Annotated in this window: 18 protein-coding genes; all 18 read right to left on the reverse strand. The window is 44.8% G+C overall.

Annotated features, from left to right (window positions below; all coding sequences use genetic code 11):
- Window position 1 precedes the first annotated feature (1 nt).
- Window positions 2–490, reverse strand: coding sequence for a rod shape-determining protein MreD (gene mreD / locus CAG69_RS10330; RefSeq protein WP_161444075.1), 489 nt, complete (start codon window positions 488–490; stop codon window positions 2–4).
- Window positions 480–1,379: a rod shape-determining protein MreC gene (gene mreC / locus CAG69_RS10335; RefSeq protein ID WP_005396268.1), complete on the reverse strand. Its 900-nt coding sequence runs from the start codon at window positions 1,377–1,379 to the stop codon at window positions 480–482. Before mreC ends, mreD begins: the two co-directional genes overlap by 11 nt.
- A gap of 150 nt (window positions 1,380–1,529) precedes the next feature.
- Window positions 1,530–2,573 (reverse strand): rod shape-determining protein, encoded by a 1,044-nt coding sequence (locus CAG69_RS10340; RefSeq protein WP_005381144.1) that lies wholly within the window; start codon window positions 2,571–2,573, stop codon window positions 1,530–1,532.
- Window positions 2,574–2,724: 151 nt separating this feature from the next.
- Window positions 2,725–6,780 (reverse strand): DUF6701 domain-containing protein, encoded by a 4,056-nt coding sequence (locus CAG69_RS10345; protein WP_237668063.1) that lies wholly within the window; start codon window positions 6,778–6,780, stop codon window positions 2,725–2,727.
- Window positions 6,781–6,788: 8 nt separating this feature from the next.
- The gene (locus CAG69_RS10350) at window positions 6,789–7,223 is read right to left on the reverse strand and encodes an MSHA biogenesis protein MshP (RefSeq protein ID WP_161444077.1); all 435 of its coding nucleotides are present in this window, start codon (window positions 7,221–7,223) and stop codon (window positions 6,789–6,791) included.
- A complete protein-coding gene (locus CAG69_RS10355) occupies window positions 7,213–7,974 on the reverse strand; it encodes a PilW family protein (RefSeq protein ID WP_161444079.1) in 762 nt (253 codons plus the stop codon). The genes CAG69_RS10350 and CAG69_RS10355 overlap by 11 nt, the downstream gene beginning before the upstream one ends.
- Complete coding sequence (locus CAG69_RS10360) at window positions 7,974–8,549, reverse strand: type II secretion system protein (RefSeq protein WP_161444081.1); 576 nt, start codon at window positions 8,547–8,549, stop codon at window positions 7,974–7,976. The genes CAG69_RS10355 and CAG69_RS10360 overlap by 1 nt, the downstream gene beginning before the upstream one ends.
- Window positions 8,546–9,025 carry a type II secretion system protein gene (locus tag CAG69_RS10365; protein ID WP_048626843.1) on the reverse strand — a complete coding sequence of 160 codons (480 nt, stop codon included), beginning with the start codon at window positions 9,023–9,025 and terminating at the stop codon, window positions 8,546–8,548. Before CAG69_RS10365 ends, CAG69_RS10360 begins: the two co-directional genes overlap by 4 nt.
- Window positions 9,026–9,140: 115 nt before the next feature.
- The gene (locus CAG69_RS10370; RefSeq protein ID WP_161444083.1) at window positions 9,141–9,374 is read right to left on the reverse strand and encodes an MSHA biogenesis protein MshA; all 234 of its coding nucleotides are present in this window, start codon (window positions 9,372–9,374) and stop codon (window positions 9,141–9,143) included.
- A 67-nt stretch (window positions 9,375–9,441) separates the two neighbouring features.
- Window positions 9,442–9,942, reverse strand: a complete 501-nt coding sequence (locus tag CAG69_RS10375; RefSeq protein ID WP_161444085.1) for a type II secretion system protein — start codon at window positions 9,940–9,942, stop codon at window positions 9,442–9,444.
- Window positions 9,943–10,233: 291 nt separating this feature from the next.
- Complete coding sequence (locus CAG69_RS10380; protein ID WP_161444087.1) at window positions 10,234–10,695, reverse strand: MSHA biogenesis protein MshF; 462 nt, start codon at window positions 10,693–10,695, stop codon at window positions 10,234–10,236.
- Window positions 10,696–10,698: 3 nt separating this feature from the next.
- Window positions 10,699–11,922, reverse strand: coding sequence for a type II secretion system F family protein (locus CAG69_RS10385; protein WP_005397400.1), 1,224 nt, complete (start codon window positions 11,920–11,922; stop codon window positions 10,699–10,701).
- A gap of 8 nt (window positions 11,923–11,930) precedes the next feature.
- Window positions 11,931–13,655 (reverse strand): GspE/PulE family protein, encoded by a 1,725-nt coding sequence (locus tag CAG69_RS10390; RefSeq protein WP_005397401.1) that lies wholly within the window; start codon window positions 13,653–13,655, stop codon window positions 11,931–11,933.
- Window positions 13,652–14,746, reverse strand: coding sequence for a tetratricopeptide repeat protein (locus CAG69_RS10395; protein ID WP_202600750.1), 1,095 nt, complete (start codon window positions 14,744–14,746; stop codon window positions 13,652–13,654). Before CAG69_RS10395 ends, CAG69_RS10390 begins: the two co-directional genes overlap by 4 nt.
- Window positions 14,743–15,588: an ExeA family protein gene (locus CAG69_RS10400; protein WP_124009113.1), complete on the reverse strand. Its 846-nt coding sequence runs from the start codon at window positions 15,586–15,588 to the stop codon at window positions 14,743–14,745. Before CAG69_RS10400 ends, CAG69_RS10395 begins: the two co-directional genes overlap by 4 nt.
- 44 nt (window positions 15,589–15,632) lie before the next feature.
- Window positions 15,633–17,276: a pilus (MSHA type) biogenesis protein MshL gene (gene mshL / locus CAG69_RS10405; RefSeq protein WP_046873589.1), complete on the reverse strand. Its 1,644-nt coding sequence runs from the start codon at window positions 17,274–17,276 to the stop codon at window positions 15,633–15,635.
- A gap of 20 nt (window positions 17,277–17,296) precedes the next feature.
- The gene (locus CAG69_RS10410) at window positions 17,297–17,629 is read right to left on the reverse strand and encodes a hypothetical protein (protein WP_046873588.1); all 333 of its coding nucleotides are present in this window, start codon (window positions 17,627–17,629) and stop codon (window positions 17,297–17,299) included.
- On the reverse strand, window positions 17,622–18,051 hold a 430-nt coding region (gene pilO / locus CAG69_RS10415; protein WP_161444091.1), incomplete at its 5' end, for a type 4a pilus biogenesis protein PilO. The genes pilO and CAG69_RS10410, both read right to left, overlap by 8 nt.

Here is an 18,051-nt window from a genome sequence, read left to right on the forward strand (position 1 = left end):
TTTACCTTACGTGCCATGCACGACGAACTCGTCGCATTAATAAAAACATCCATGGCCAAAGTATACAGTTTATTGCCGCCGTCCACAGAGATAATGGATTAAATACTACGTCCTGGTTCAAATATTCCCCACAGAATATCAAAACTTCCAATAACGCAGTAAAAAAGGCAATTAAAATCGACTGTTGCCACAATGCCATGTTACGAATCAACAGGAAATTCAACGCCACCAGATAGATGACAATCGACATCATCATGCCGCGAATTCCAAGCGTTGAACCGATCAAGATATCCCATAATAAGCCCAGCACTAGCGCGGTTCCAACGTTCACTCGGTGCGGCAGTGCCAACACCCAATAACACGTAACAAGGAACAACCATGATGGACGTAAAACATCTAACAAACCTGGCCACGGAATGGTTTGCAATACCAGCGCAACGAAGAAACTGACACCAATCACCATTCGGCTGCTCACTACATTATTGGCCATCAGTTACCTCTTGTTCTTCTTGCTCTAATCCTTCATCCACATTGGATCGAAGCACTTTGTGTTGACGATCTTCATTCGGCCAAATCAGCAGTAGGTAACGTAAACGATCAAACTCTACAACTGGCTCAGCCTTGATTGACGCAAATTCTTGGCGCGTATCGTGATCCACATTGGTAACCGTCGCGACTGGGTACCCTTCTGGGTAAATCCCACCTAGGCCGGATGTCACCAGTAGATCGCCAACCTGAATATCAGTACTAGTTGGAATGTGCTCCAGTTGGATTTCATCCATTTCACCATTGCCCGACGCGATCACTCGAATATCGTTACGGATCACCTGGACAGGAATCGCATTTTTCGCATCCGTTAACAACAGAACACGTGCGTTATGCGCTGCGACAAACGTGACTTGACCAACAATACCTTTTTCGTTGATCACTGGCTGTCCGACGTACACACCGTCTATTTGTCCTTTATCAATCACCACTTGATGACGATAAGGTGAAGTATCAACCGCCATCACTTCAGTTACGACTTTCTTTTCATCCCTGACAAATGAAGAGCCTAACAATTTGCGTAGACGTTGGTTTTCTTCTTTATATTGATCGAGCAAGATCAGCTCGCTTTTCAGGCGTAGCACTTCTCGCTTTAAGTTGCGATTGCCTTCAACTAATGCCTGACGAGTATTAAAACGTTCAAATACGCCATCGAACATGCTGCGAGGCAAATTGGCTGCGTATTGAATGGGCGCAACCATACTGTTCAATAAGTATCGGACGTTGGAAAACGTATCTAGACGACTATCAGCCAGCATTAAGCTCGCCGACACGATGACAGCAAAAAACAGACGTAATTGCAGAGACGGACCTCTGCCAAAAATCGGTTTCATCTTGTTTTTGACCTGATTGCTTCCATGATTATTGAGCCTTACTTGGCAACCTAAAAATACTTAAATAAATACTTTTAGGTATGGAGCATGTTTGAATTACAGAGAGAGCAGAAATGAAGGTGAAGCCCGACATGAGCTTCACCTAAACCTTTATTCTTCAGAGAACAGATCGCCACCGTGCATGTCGATCATTTCTAGTGCTTTACCGCCACCACGCGCAACACACGTTAGTGGATCTTCCGCGATAACCACAGGGATACCGGTTTCTTCCATTAATAGACGATCGAGATCTTTCAGTAGCGCGCCACCACCAGTCAGAACCATGCCGTTTTCGGAAATGTCTGAAGCAAGCTCTGGTGGACACTGTTCTAGTGCAACCATGACTGCTGAGACGATGCCAGATAGCGGCTCTTGAAGCGCTTCTAGGATCTCGTTTGAGTTCAAGCTAAAGCTGCGTGGCACACCCTCTGCAAGATTACGACCGCGAACTTCAATCTCTTGAACTTCATCGCCAGGGTAAGCAGAACCGATTTCATGTTTGATCTTTTCAGCCGTGGCTTCACCAATCAAGCTGCCGTAGTTACGACGTACGTAGTTAATTACCGCTTCATCAAAGCGGTCACCACCGATACGTACAGACGATGAGTAAACCACACCGTTTAGAGAGATAACGGCAACTTCAGTTGTACCACCACCGATATCAACCACCATTGAACCTGTCGGCTCAGACACGCGCAGACCAGCACCAATTGCTGCCGCCATTGGCTCGTCGATTAGGTAAACTTCACGCGCACCAGCACCGAGTGCTGATTCACGAATTGCGCGGCGCTCAACTTGGGTAGAACCGCAAGGAACACAAACAAGAACACGTGGGCTTGGCTTTAGGATGCTGTTGTCATGCACTTGTTTGATAAAGTGCTGAAGCATTTTTTCGGTTACGTAGAAATCAGCGATTACGCCGTCTTTCATTGGGCGGATAGCGGAAATGTTGCCAGGTGTACGACCAAGCATCTGTTTTGCTGCGTGACCGACTGCAGCAACGCTTTTTGCAGAACCTACACGATCTTGACGAATAGCAACTACAGAAGGTTCATCAAGGACAATACCTTGCCCTTTTACGTAAATTAGAGTGTTGGCTGTACCTAAATCGATAGATAGATCGTTAGAAAACATGCCACGAAGTTTCTTAAACATACTCTTCGCTCATCCTGCAAAAATATAGAAGACAAAAATTGCTCTAAATGTACCAATGCCTCGCTGTCACAGCAAGGTATTGGTACACAAACATGAGCAGAAAGCCTCAATTTCTTGCAGTTTCCTAACTTAAGGCCAAAAACCTAAGTTGTTACTGTCCGGTTAACCCAGGCTCACCACGGTAAATCACACGGTCATTACCACGATGAATACCAAAGGTGACGACTGAGGATGGGTTTTCTTCGGAGCCATCATTGTCCCAATCATATTTGAGCCAAGGTAAGCCATTTTCAGAGTCATCAAGATCTAACCAAACTTGTGATTGCTGTCGAACTTCATTATCACAACCTTGTACAGCGGTTAAACGCTCTCTATTTGCATTTGGTAATATGCCCCCGGTAACTTTAGCACTGGATGTTTCACTGTCTGCTGAATCAAGAACTTGAATATTGATATCACAGGCAGTAACACCATCTGGACTGCTCCAAATCAGTTTATCATCGCCTTGTTCTACAGCAGAAACGGCCGTTCGATTGTCCTCAGAATTGACAACAAATCGGTTCTTATTCCAGTACTCAACTTTAAGAGGAATGCTGAGTGTATCCCCTTGTCTTCCGCCAATATCATCTAAAACCATACGCCCATACCTAACATCAGGTTGAGATAACAGTTGTTGCTCTACGGTACGAGATTGTTTGCCATCATGACCTTCTGTCAGAAATAGAGTTGGGTCAATATGTGCTGTCTTCGTACTCGCTGTCTTATTAAGAGACAACGCAATTGATGACTCAGTAGAACTATCTGTTGATACTTTGGAGTTAAATGGACCATCTAAATTAGCAGCTTTGCTCCAATCAACAGAATTAACCCAGGTTTTACTCCAAATCGCACCAGACCAGTTTTTACTCGTTAGATCAGAGTCCAAGATACTCAGTCGGTCAGAAAAGCTTCCAGCTAAATACAAGTCTGCTTTCAAAGAATCGGCAAAACTACCATAGTTCTGCGTAGCATACCCATCAGCGTTATATGCGGTGACTTCAAACTTAACTGACGCAAAGTTTTGCCCCATATAAACAGAGTCATTCTGACTATCAGGATAAGTCCACTCGGTTCCTGTTACTTTAAAATAATCAGGATAGAAGCGACCAATTGTTGACTTGCCATCTGCAATTTTAAAAGCTTTGCTGCCAAGATACAGAGATGTCCCAATATCATCGCCATTTTCATCTTTAGCAACTGGTGCCTCAGCAATAAGCTCGAAAACACCGACTTCTGAAACCGATTGGTCAAACTTCACATTACCGCCAGACCATTTACTTGATTCTGGTAATCTCTCATTCAGAAGTTTGGCTAATGAACCATTAGACGGGTACTTCACTTTATTACTAACAGTAATAGTCTTCTCTTGATAGTTTTCAGCAACTGAACCGTCATCCTGCAGCGCGGAAATCGTTAGTTCAAAAACTTCACCAGCAGCAACAAACCCCGAAGAACAGCCATTTTCACTGTTAGTGCACTCTCCGCTCTTATCACCACTCTTTGCAGTTACTTTCAGTTTTGAAGGAAAACTAACGAAACTGCCGAATCCATCGGAGTCATCAACCCCCTCAACACTAGCTTTAAGTTTGACCTTTCCAGCTTCAGCGTATCTCAACTTAAAGAATGCTTTGCCTTCATCATCAAAATAAACATTAGGTAGGTATTTATTAGCTCTGGTTAGCTCGACATCTGAACTCCATTCCACAGCCTGATCTTTCACTTTTTTCTTGTAAGAAATCACGACAGGTTGAGAGCTATCGACCGGTGCCACTTCATAATCAATCGACATATTAACACCGCGAGATTCACCGCCGTCTTCTGTTCGAGTTGAGCAAAACGATAGGTAATCCTCACCCACAGTTTCGCGACTAGCAACTACATCATTAACATTCACCGCAAGCACATTTGAAGCGAAGGTTACATTACAGTTGTTAGCAGATAGTGGCCCGCCATTAATTCGACATCGTGCCCCTTCAAAGCCAAACTGTGGTACGGAACTTTGATCGATACCCAAAGTAACATCACCAGCTCTTGAACCTTGCAGCTCAAGCTGAGTTTCATTCTCAAACTGTACATTTGTACCACCAACCCAGTTGGCAACATTATTGCCAGTAGATGGAAGTAAAGTGACAGAGAGAGGCGTTAAGCTGCCATCATCGTATGCATCTCTAGGATATTGCTCAGAACAACTTTCATTCATACAAGCTCTAAGTGTCACATCAGAAGCCTGACACGTACTGCCTGAGCCTGAGTAGTCAAACTCGAAATGATGAATACCATCTGTTAATCGCGAGTACTTGTCCGCACAGACTTGGAAGTTATCCACTTCATGATAGTTCGTTGCAGCACCTGTTGATGCCGTTACTGACAAACGGAAGTTTGTTGGAGCTTGGCTAAAGTGCCCTTCTTTACGCACATCAAAGTCTGAAATAACCGTCTTCCAATTTTGATTATCTACCTTCCTCTCAACTTTAAGCATCAAACGCTGACCATCCCTTGAGTTCAGGGTGATCTTATACCGATGCAAGTTTTGGCGATTATCAATCGAACTTGAGAACTGTTTACCTTTTACATATCCGTAACCCTTCAGCCACTTGCCTTGATTGTCTTGAGAACCCGAGCCACGAATACCAACATTGTCCGGTTTACCGTTTCTATTTGGGATAGTTTCTCCACCTTCGCGATAGAAATTGCCGTACTCATCAATACCTATACCTAGCCAGCCACCAGCGAATCCTTCAACATCGCTGCTAACCTCACCACCATGATTTTTCTTGAGCTTCATCCCATAACCAAGGGGGCCACCAAAAGCACCAGTCTTAGGTGGCACATTAGCGTCAGAAATTACAAGGGCAATACCATCGCCTCCTCCGTTTCCACCACCATAAGCATAATGATCAAACTCAATTTCTAGGTAATTTTGATCTGATGGGAAAATATAGTTATATGCAGAAGCTGTAGCTTGACGTTGTCTGTTTGCATTCAGACGGAATCTATTGTTATGAATTTCAGGATCAATACTGTTACCGAATCCCATGACAGACCAGTTTGATAACGAACCTGAATTGAAGTTTTCTTCTGGCAATAATGAACATTGCTGTACAGGTGGTGGGGGGGCACATGAATAATCTGGCTTTTGTATTACAACGTTGTTCTTCATTGTTAAATTTTGAGATGTCACTGCACCATGTACTGTGATCGGATTTTCAAAACTCACCGTTTTACCCAGAACAAAACCATAAAAATTATCGTTAGCAGTAGAAAAATTAATATCACCTGTTGGAGCATATAACGTGACACTGTTCGTATTGGCAACTTTCATTTTATTTGCCATATTGAATGAATTCACAATATTTATTCTGGAGTTATTTCCAAAGAAATATACCGTCGCTCCAGTAGCTTCCTTCCAATTGCCAAAAGTAACCGTTGAGTTATTCAGTGTCTGAAAGATAACATTATCACCTCTAGAGATATTAACTGATTCAACTTGGACACCATCTGCAATGACAACCGTTAATTTATCAAACGAGGCACCATAGTTATTGATCGTCAAATTCTTCAAGCTGCTAAGAACTGTAACCTCTGCTTCTTTAGGGCGAAACCAACGAGATTCGTAACGACAGATACTTGGATTATCATCACAAAACTCTTCTATTTTATATTTTTTAAAAAACCAAGAATCCGTCTTGTCAGGATTTATATCTAACGAAAGGCTACCAAAATTCGGAGTAATATTTGTTGGCGTTTCGGCTTTACGGCTTTCAACCAAACCATCCTTACCGACTTCAACTCCATCGCCTGAAACACCATCTGCTGGGAAACAACCATAGCCATTACAACTTGATGCGGCAGGGTTTTTATATAGCTGCCAACTATTGCCTCCTTCGTCAAAACCAACACGAAGGTTATCCCAGTTAGCGCCTCCTTGCCAATTTTGTTGATAGTTATATATATTGGCGTTATCAGCTAGATATTCACTAGACCACCCTGTCGCATGAGCTGTATCGTTGGTGATATTTAACCTGCTGGTTGACCCCTTCCAACCTTGAATCGGTTCAGGAAAAAGCTGACAAACGTTTGCTGGAAGCTGACTTTCCAACGCGGTGACACCACTAGAAAAAAAAGTGGCTAGGGCAAGAGCCACAAATGTCGATTTTTTATTATTCATTTTCACACTTACTCCCGAACCCAAATCTCTTGCTGGCGCTGAACTTTTGATAAGCCCGAGCCACAAACGGCCGTAGCTTGCACCCTAAATAATGACTCTGCTGCAGACGTATCTTTGTTCAGAGTTCCTAAATATACACAACTCATTGATTTAAGCGTGCATCCTGTCCCTTGTGTGACATTAGGCGTTGCACCACTTACCTCGTCAGTACAGAGCGTCGACACGCTATCACTCGAACCGTTGAGTGGATATAACTTGGTCAGTGCCCATTCATTCGCTGATTGGGCCACAAACCAAGCTTGTGTGCCCAAAAATTCTCGGGTGACGCCACTTTGGTTGGACCAAGTCACACGCATTAGCGATGCGGCTAAATACCCCATCACAACGATGACGAACAACACGATGACTAAAACGTTTCCTTGTTGCTGTTTTTTACGGAACATTCAGCACCTGCACGTCTTGTTGGTAAGCACTGCGCTCTCCATCTTGTTCAAACACAAAGTCCATATGGACAATGCCACCCGATTGAAGGGCACGAAGCTGAAATTCAAAGGCAGTTGAGCTAACGTTGGCTGAAATGGTTTCCACATCGACCATATCATCATGACTGCTAACAGATATGTTGCCCCGCTCAATCACTTTATTTTGTTCATTCCAACAGTAACGAACACCAAGGTTTGGATGGAACAAATAAAAACGAGAACCAACAGAGTCACTACTGAATGCGCTTGCTTTGTTAATAGCAAAGGCACCAGTTGAACTGGATTTTTCTTCCCCCCCTACATCCATATCACTCGTAGAGTTATAAAAATCATCAGAGTAGGAAGGGTTGATAATCATTCTTAAACCATCAGGAACTCTATCGTAAGAAGAGCCATCTGCTTTTACATTTCCGACGATAAATTCAATATTGTCTACGCCTTGTCTACTATAGAAGCCAGCTAGTAAGGTAGGAAAAAAAGAAAGACAACGGCCTCCTTGTGTCACCTCAAAACTATTCGGCACTGCATGACGAATCTCTCGCGACATTTTCTCAATCACAAACTGGGCCTGAGTTTGTAATCGCTGTCTATCAATGGTATCAGAGTAACCTTTAAAGCCAAGGCGCACATAACCTGCAATCCCGAGCATAATCACACTACCAATCACAATAGTAATGATCATTTCCATTAAGGTAAAACCACGTATTTTCATTAGTAGTTACCTTTAATGGCAGTAAGTTTCAATGATTGCGTTCGCCCTGCGTGAATGGTCAATGTGACTCGTTTATAGTCTTCAATGTCGTTTGACACTGAACCACTCTCGTTAACATACACGACATCCACTTCAACTCTGAAGTTGGTGTAATCACTTTCAATCGACGTTCCAAGAACATTACTCAGTTCGTACTGTGGCGTCGAATTACAACTAGTATGCGTACTTTGGGTATACCAACAGCCAATATAATCATCAACGTCATCAAAGCTTGCAATCGACCCCTCTTCTGCACCTAAACTACCGCTTACGGTACATGTTTCTTGCTCACTACCCACTAACCCCTCACCACATCGGGTCTCGCCACCAGCCAAATCACTATTTTCATCAAAACCACGCGCTAGAATTTGCGACATAAAGCTTTGACTCAACGCGGCAGCGCGGGTTTGATAATGAGGGATGGCGGAATCTCGAATCTGAGGGACAAGAAAAGAAGTAAACGCCACCATCGCAATGCCCATTAAAACAATCGCGATGATCATTTCTATCAAAGTCATGCCACTAGATTTCTTCATGAGCATGTACCTTTTGAAACATAACCTTGAGTATTAATTTCAACTTGGCAGCGGCTTCGACCATGTTTATCTTCAATTAAGATGTTTACAGCCCCACTGACAGGATTGCCGAGAAGGTTAAAATTAATTGTATTTGCGGCACCGCTGATAACGGAAAACTTTGCGGACTTATCGATAACCACGTCACTACGGGCATCTTGTGCACTACCTATTAGTGCGCAGGCAGCAACTGAACCAACACATGAGCTAGAAACTTGCAAACGAAAGTTGTCATCAGGTTTCTCAACATTTGACTGCATACGATTCACCTGCACTTGGCGAATCACAGAAATCACACGTTCTTGTAATGCATATGCAGAGAAACTGCCAGAGCCCATAAAACGGCTGGCTGCAAAAAGTGAAAGGATAGAGAGGAGGACAATCACGAGGATTAACTCCATTAACGTGAACCCTAATGCAGAGCTGCGAATTTTCATAACCCAACCTTAGGCTTAGGACAAGCGAAATAAGTATACGATGAAATTATGAGAATAATGATAGATTTATAATTTTTCAATTCGAAGTGTGAACAGATGAACAAATAACCAATGTCTAGTTGTTTTGTCCCTTTGAACGACCAACCTCTTCTTCAATCCGATCGTAGGTTTCTTTGTTGCTTAGCGTCTCAGAAACATGCTCAGCGGTTTGCTTGGTTTGCTCCCACTTGGCTTCGTAAATTTCTGGTTCAAAGCTGATAAATCTTGGTAATACCACATAACCGATCACACCCAAGATAACCAGCACAACGACAAACTCTATTGCACTAAGACCTGATGATTTACGCATATGAAACATTCCGAGATTAATCAAAGCAAAGAGATAAAGGCCAGACTAGCTGGCCTTAGGAATTATATTAACAACCGCTGTTTTCAACAGATGTAGTTGCAACTGCACCAGAAGTTGCTTCTGTGTAAGTCACATAACAATTACCAGCTTTTACTTTCTCAACAGTGTTCTTTGTTTCATCAAAGCCAGCTGTAAGATCGCCACTAACGAAAGTAGCAACCAAAGTCTGAGGATCAGAGCCTTCATTTACTAGAGCCCAGTCAGCACTTAAGCCATTTACAGCATTATCTAGGCCACCGGGTTTAGCTGCTGGGTAACCATAGCCTACTAATACGTCTTCAACCTTAACAGTTGTGTCAGGAGCTTTAGTTTCGATTCCATCAATAGCCGCTTTACCAAATACAATACCAGAAGCACCATCGATCGCACCTTTTAGACCTTGAAGAGCTGATTCACGTGCATCAGATTGCAGGTTAAGGAAACGTGGTGCCGCTGTGACCGCTAGAATACCTAGGATTACAATTACCACTACCAATTCGATAAGGGTGAAACCACCTTGTCTTTTCATTGTTTACTCTCTCTATGTAAGCATGCAGTACAACTGCAAAGTTTTGTTTAGGTCACGCGACCATTTTGGATATTGTCAAAACGGTTTGGGGCAGCAACGTTCACTAAAACTGACCGTGAAGTGGATACTGTATCTACCGCTTGAGCAGAATGACGATTCGCCATTATTCAGTTCATGCTGCAATGAGAAAAACACATTATTGTTTACCCTCTATTACAGCCTGTTACTTATGGTAATGATTGCATTATACCGACTTTCATTACCAATTATAGTGATTAGGTGTCAAAAAATTCACTCCGCCGACATTTCGACGTCTATTTTCAGTTGATTAGCTGTTGAAATAACTACAATCGACTGACCATTTTCATAAGTATAGTGACAGACATAACGATCAGTTTTGATGGCTCCACTGATATCTATTAACTTATTGGTCATTATTTTACGTTGTGGATAATGCACTGCTAGCCAATAACCACAATCTAAAACACCTTGTTGAGTAAAGGGAGATACTAGCCCGCCCTCAGTCATGGTGAGATTAAAACCATCCATCAGCATATGTTCTGGCTCGCCTTTTACGAGCCAAGCTTGACGATAACGCTGAACACTATCTTGCATCCAAACTCTCGCCAACTTAGCCCCAGTTACTTGTGCTTGCTCGGTCACAGGACGTAATTTGACCGCCAAACCCACCGCCATAATCGTAGCTATAACCCCAAACACAATTAGCGTTGCTCGGCTTTGATTTTCAACCACCTATTAGCCGCCTTTGATGATGTCGAGCATTCCCCACATTGGTAAGAAGATACCCAATGCCAGCACCATGACCATGCCTGCGACAATCACCAAAAGTAGCGGTTCTATTCTTGCGGTCAGTGTTTTTAGATCGTAATCAACTTCTCGATCGTAAAAATCCGACACTTCTAGCAGCAGCTCATCAATACGACCGGTTTCTTCCCCTACTGCAATCATCTGAATCACCAAAGGGGTAAAGATTTTACTGTTGATAGCAGTCACTGAGATGGTGCTACCCGCTTCAATCGCGGATTTCATCTCAAGAATTCGATTTTCTAAAAAGCGGTTCCCCAGGGCTTCCCCGGCTAAAGCTAAAGACTGGTTAAGTGGAACGCCTGACTTCAGCATCAACGAGAAGGTTCTAGCAAAACGAGAAAGCTGCGCGCGATTAACGATATCGCCCACAATTGGAAGCCGAAGCCGAAACTTATCGAACTTTTCCCGACCATCTGCCGTCGCCACCCAAGCTCTGAAAACCGCGAACGCGCCAATCATTGCCACAATCAGTAGTACCCAATAATTAACAAAGAAATTAGAAGTAGCGATCAAAATACGCGTCGGCAATGGCAGCTCAACACCAAAGCGCGTAAACATCGATGCAAACTCAGGGATCACCAAGATATTCAATATAAACATGGCGATAGTGATAAAGATAATGACAAACGTCGGATAACGCATCGCCGCTTTGATGCGTTTACGAGTCTCGAGTTCCTGCTCGTAGTAATTCGCCAGTTGCAATAGTGCTTGATCGAGTCGACCCGTATTCTCACCTACGTTGATCATAGAAACGAACAGTGGGCTGAATACTTTGCTGTGTTGCTGCATCGCAGAAGACAAACCTCGGCCATTACTCAGTTCAGAAACGACATCTTCCAGTGCCTCTTTGAGCTGTTTGTTTTCACAATTTTGCAGCAGGCCACGCATAGAACGCAGCAACGGTACGCCCGCTTTAGTTAAGCTAAACAACTGGCGAGAGAAAAGAATGATCACTTCCAATGGAATGGCTGGCACAAATAGCTTAGACAAGCTCACTTGGCTTTTTGCCGACTCTTTCTCTAACCGCACATTGAGCGGGATGACCCCTTTATTCATCAATGCTTCCGCCGCAGCCTCTGAGTTCACTGCTTCGATTTTGCCGTTAGTGGATGAGCCGTCTAGCGTGCGGCCTTGATAACGAAAAGTTGGCATTCACTTACCTATATGAAAATGGGATCAGTCTTACCAGAAGCATCACCCTCACCTAGGGTCATCACTTCATCCAAACTGACGGTGCCTTGTAGCGCCAGTTCCATTGCAGAAGCAAGCAGTGGCTTATAGTTTTCTGAGCGACGCGCGGCTTGGGCAAAGCCAACCGCATCATTGGCGCGCAATTTATCCATCATTTCTTGCTCAAGTTCGAGCATTTCAAACACACCAATTCGGCCTCGATAGCCAGTCAAGTTACAGTTTTGACAGCCTGCACCTTTATAAAAAGTGGTGCCCACTTGATTTGGAAAACGCCCAGCTAACCACTGTTGGCGTGACTCGTCTAGATGGTCTTCTGTTTTGCAATCTGGACAAACACGGCGAACAAGACGCTGCGCCACCACGGCTCTGACCGCACTGGCAACCAAGTAACCCGGCGCGCCCATATCAATCATGCGTAAGGCACTGTCAACCGCGTCGTTAGTGTGAAGAGTGCTCAATACTAAGTGACCCGTTAGTGCAGCTCGCAGACCAATTTCTACCGTCTCTTGGTCACGCATCTCACCAACAAGAATAATGTCCGGGTCTTGACGTAAAAAGGTTCGAAGCACACGCGAGAAAGTCAGATCGATCTTACTGTTTACCTGTACCTGAGTGATGCGAGGCAGACGGTATTCGACCGGATCCTCTGCTGTAATGATCTTTTTCCCTGGCTCGTTGAGCTCACTTAATGCGCCGTAAAGCGTGGTGGTTTTACCTGAACCTGTCGGCCCCGTCACCAAGATCATGCCGTGCGGACGAGCCAACTGTCGACGTAAACGAGCAAGCAAATCTGGCGGCAAACCTGACTCTTCTAATGGACGCAAACCAGCAGACTGGTTAAGCAGACGCATTACCACGGACTCCCCGTATTGCGTTGGTAGCGTCGACATACGAATATCGATTGATTGACCACGCACTTTGATATTGAATCGGCCATCTTGTGGCAAGCGCTTCTCAGAGATGTCTAGGTGCGCCATCAACTTCAATCGAAGAACCAAAGCCGATGCGATATTCACTTCATTCAGGATGGTTTCATGCAGTACACCATCAATACGCTGACGTAAGCGCAATATCTGATCGTCTGGCTCAATATGAATATCCGATGCCCCGACTTGTACCGCATCTTCAAACATGGAATTAACCAGCTTTACAACGGTAACTTCCTCACTGTCGGTTCCATCAATACCGTAATCGAAGCTTTGCTCATCTTTATGCTCTTCATGCAACTGTTCCGCGAAAGAAGCGATTTCTTTGGTGCGGCGATAATAGCGGTCAAAGCTTGAAATGAGTTGGCGCTCTGAAGCCACGATGAACTCAAGGTTGTATTCACCTAGCAAATTCATCAATGATTCTTGGATGAACAAATCCGCAGGGTCACTCATAGCAACGCGCAACGTGTCCCCATTTCGAGCAACGACCATCGCACGTAAGCGACGTGCGTGTACCTCTGGTAGAATCTGTACCGCTTCCGCATCCACAGGGGCGCGACCAAGATCGATCAATGGCAAACCAAGTTGTTGGGACAAGAAGTCCAACATTTGCTTCTCAGTAATAAAGCCGAGATCAATTAACGCATCGCCTAGCTTCTGCCCGGTACTACGTTGTGCGTTTAGTGCTTGCTGGATTTGTTCTTCAGAGACGATGCCTTCTTCAACCAGAAGATCGCCTAAGCGTTTTCTCAACTGAATTTTCATTGTGCATTCTCCAGCTGTTTCAAGATGCTCAAACGGTCACGAATAAACGCTTGCGATTGATTCGAAATGCCAACTTTACCCAGAGCTTGGTTGTAAGAGTTGATCGCGGCGGTAAACGTCAGCGCGCGCTCTTGTTGAATCGCTAAACCTAGCCACCAGCGCGCATTTTCCGGCTCACGCTGAGTAAGGAGTTGATAACTCTCAAGCGCAATATCATTCTGCTTGTGTTTTTGTGCTAATGCCGCACGCATCGCCAAGTAATCTCGACTTGGTCTTGGAGGCAAATGCACAAGCGGACTCAGCGCCGCTTCAGGTTGATTGGCTTTCACTAACAACTTAGACAAGGCCAAGCGAAGTACTTGGTTGTTCGTGTCAAGGTTGATCCCTTCTTGGATAATCTCATACGCTTTACGCGTGTCGCCTTTGCCAAAGTACAACGCCGATAATTTTTGACGCGTGTCTGCATTCATTGGCTCATAACGTAACGCCTCAGCATAAGCTGACAACGCCGTTTGCATATCGTTAGCATCCAGTGCTTTTTCCGCTCGGCTAACCGCTTTAAGAGATAATTGGCGGTGAGTAAGCTCAACCTGCTCAATGCGCATTGAACTGTTGTCTGCTGTTGTGCGGGTTACGTGATTAGATTGCTCATCGCTTGGCATCGTTGCCACTTGCGCGAGTAGCACTGCATCTTCAGAGACCGCATTTACCTCCGCTGTTGGCGTGAACCTATCAGCCTCTGGCATATGAAGCTGTTGCGCAGCCGGTTGTGTCACTGGCTTCGTGTAAACCACATGGGCTGTCTCGGGCGTCATTTTACTCGTTGGCGAATGAGTACGCTCTGATGATGTGATTGACGAAGCATTCACTGACGACAATGGCATGGTTTCTGTTTGAGCAGGTGAAAGCTCGCCTGAAGGGATAGGACCGCGAGAGACCGCCCAGCCGCCCACCGCAAGGCTTAACGAGAAACCGGCAACGAGCCAAAGCCAAGGTTTACTGCGTGAAACGTTGGGAATGTCCGCACGAGTAAGCTCTGACGGTGATGTTTTTTCAGCGAGTTCTGATAATGCTTTATTGATGGCACTCAAGGTTGACTCCATCCCCAAAATACGGGTGTTTTAAACTTAGGTTTACGGGCATCAAACGTATCGTGCATAGCTGCGTAAACGTGATGATTTTTTAATAGTGTGCAACGATCATTAAATGCCGCAAGCAACGACTTGTGGCTAATTTGGTTGATCAAACGTGGAATCCCCATGGATGAACGCCAAATCGCTTTTTTCTGCTCAATAGAAAAAATGTGCGCTCCATTGCCTGCCTTCTCTAAACGATTATTGATGTAAGCCACGCCTTCATCGATAGAAAGAGGACGCAGCTGACAACTAAACGTAATACGTTGACGAAACTGCCTTAGCTCGTGGCTGGCTAACCGCTCATCCAACTCAGGTTGCCCGAATAATACCAGTTGAATGAGTTTATCTTGTTCCGTTTCTAGGTTACCGAACAGACGCAATGTTTCTAACGCTTGTGGAGAAAGAGCTTGCGCTTCATCGACGATCAAGACGGTTTTCTTTCCCGCAGAATGCACTTGAATCAGGTGTTCTTGAATGAGAGAAACAATACGTAGCGGGTCATCGTTCTCGATGCCTAACTCTCTGGCGACAGCAAACTGCAACTGCTCTCCATTCAAAACTGGATTAGGTAAGTAAATCAGCTCGACTTCAGATTCAATCTGCTCAATTAACTTACGACACACCATGGTTTTTCCGGTGCCGACTTCTCCCGTCACCTTAATCACCCCTTCTCCCATTTGCACAGCGGCTAAAATGGTTTGGATCGCCTCATAGTGAGGGACTAACCCCAAGAACATTTCTGTGTTTGGGGTTAACGAAAAAGGCTGAACTCGAAATCCAAAATGTGACAAGTACATACTCGAATCACAAACTCATTGAAAAACGGAACCTTTCCCCGCGCTTATTGCGCATCTGGGAACCACTCTTGCAGCAGATCACGAGAGCGCTCTAGCTCTTTCTGCCAAGAGTTCACACCAACTACGGTCGGTTTTAGCAAGATGACCAATTCTGTTTTCTCAGTCACGTTATTTACGTTGCGGAACAAATGCCCCAATGCGGGCACATCGCCTAAGAATGGGACTTTAGAAACAAGCTCACGATTTTGCTGTTTCATCAAACCGCCGATAACCACAACATCGCCATCTTTAGCACGAATAACCGAGTCAGATTCACGAATAGAGCTTTTTGCCAATGGCAATTGGATGTTTTGGAACTCACCGCCCAAGTTCAATTTCTTCACTTCTTCCGAGACTTCAATAACCGCAGGGTGAACATGCAGGAACACATTGCCTTTGTTATCAATTTGCGGAGTCACATCGAGAGAGATACCTGAGAAGAATGGTGTCAATTCCACTTCTGGAACAGCATTTGAGTTTTCACCGTTGCCTGCATTGCTCGATAACTCGGTAACAAAATACTCATCGGTACCCACTTTGATGACCGACTTTTGGTTGTTGGCTGCGGTAATACGAGGGCTCGAAAGAACGTTCAAGTCACCTTGCGTAGACATAAAACTCAACACAGCATTGAAGTTGCCATCAGAGATAGTCACGTTGGTTTGGCCGCCCAATAGCGTGCCAATCGCATCCAACGGTGGTAATGCCGACGCTGGACGGTTCACTACGACACTACCCGAGTTACCAATTGACGCCGATAAGTTCGACCAGTTGATGCCTTGTTGGTAGCCATCATTCAACGTCACTTCTAGAATTTTAGCTTCAAGAATGACCTGACGCTGCATGCGCTCCTGCGATACACCTAAGAACTCACGGACTTCTCGAATATCATCTGGAAACGCTCGAACCGTAATCACTCCTGCTTGTGGTGTTACGACAACGCTTTGTCCTTTGCCTGAACCAATTAGATTCGCAACGGCTTGCTGCAGCATCGGCCAGAAGTCACTTTCAGTGATGGTTTCGATGCGCGTACCGCCCGTAGAAGTCGTCGAGCTATCGCCGCTGTTACTTCCATTGTCAGAGTCTGATGAATCAGAACTGTCTGAGCTACCGCCAGAATTAGACGTACCAGCCGAGGTCACTGAGCCCGTGACAATGCTCGTCAATGATCGACCAGAGCGTTTGAACTGGAGGTAATCAACAGGAATGGTTACCGTACGCATACCTGCAGGGTAGATTTGAATAACTTTGCCAGACTTCACCACATCATAGCCATACATGTTCTGTACAACGCTCAGGACTTCATCCAACGTAACATCTGACAAGTTGACGGTGATATTACCTTGTACCGCTGGATGAATCGCCACGCTGTACTCAGTGCCTTTGACTAGCGAGGCAAAAAAGCTTCGTGCATCGACCGCATTCGCTTGAATACGGAAACGCTTCGAGGTGCCTTGCTCTGAAGCAACATTCGAGTCTAAGTTAGGCATCAGGTCCGCTTCGACAGAAGAAGGAATTTCTTCTAACGTGCGGCTGTTCGCTTGATTGATAGATTCATTGAGTGCTTCTTTGACTTCCACGGGGTCACGGTGACCCATTGAACATCCCATTAAAGAAGCAATCGTTATTCCTACAACTAATTTGCGCATATCTGATCAGGCTCTGGTTATTATTTTTTTACGTTTAAACCAAAAAGCTCTAGGTCCCACTGACGGTTACCACGCTTTAAAGTTACAAATTCACTATTAATGCTCGCGACGCGATAACCCTTAAATAGCTCGCCTTTTTCAACAAGCTTGTTATCCATAATCGCGACACAAGCAGTACTTGGCTTACACACAATACTGTTGAGCGTAGGCAGTCGGTACTGTTTTGCTTTTGGTTTCGCTGACGTTTCAACCGCAGGCTTTTCCCAGCCAAGTGGTGCCGTTGGATCTTGGTTCGCCCAAGCGGTTCCTGCCGCAGCCATGACAAGCAATGAGATGATGAGTTTTTTAACCACCAATAAACTCCTCTCGAGATCCTAGTGTGTAGACTTCCAACACAAGCTTCGCTTTCGGGTACTCTTCGACTTTGTAACTAAAGCTGCGCCAATAATAACTGGCAGGAAGGCTCTCCAACTTATTTAGGTAATTGGCAATAGAAAAGTAGTCGCCAGTCAGCTCCATACGTACAGGGTGTACGTAGTAACCAGAGTATTGCGATGCTTCTTTATCTTCCGTAATTGGCTCAGATGGCAAAGTTTGCAAAGACAAAAGGTGAATGCCACTTTGCTGCTCTAATACATTTTCCAGCAGCTCAGCCATTTGCGAAGGTGTAATAAGGTGTTCGATGATCTCCGCTAGCTGCATCGAAAGGTGCTGACTTTCTGTTAGCAGGTTAGATATCGAGCGATCAATCTCAGCGTTTGGATCTTTCTTCAGC

This window comes from Vibrio sp. V43_P6S15P86, assembly GCF_009904725.1.
GTDB lineage: Bacteria > Pseudomonadota > Gammaproteobacteria > Enterobacterales > Vibrionaceae > Vibrio > Vibrio diabolicus.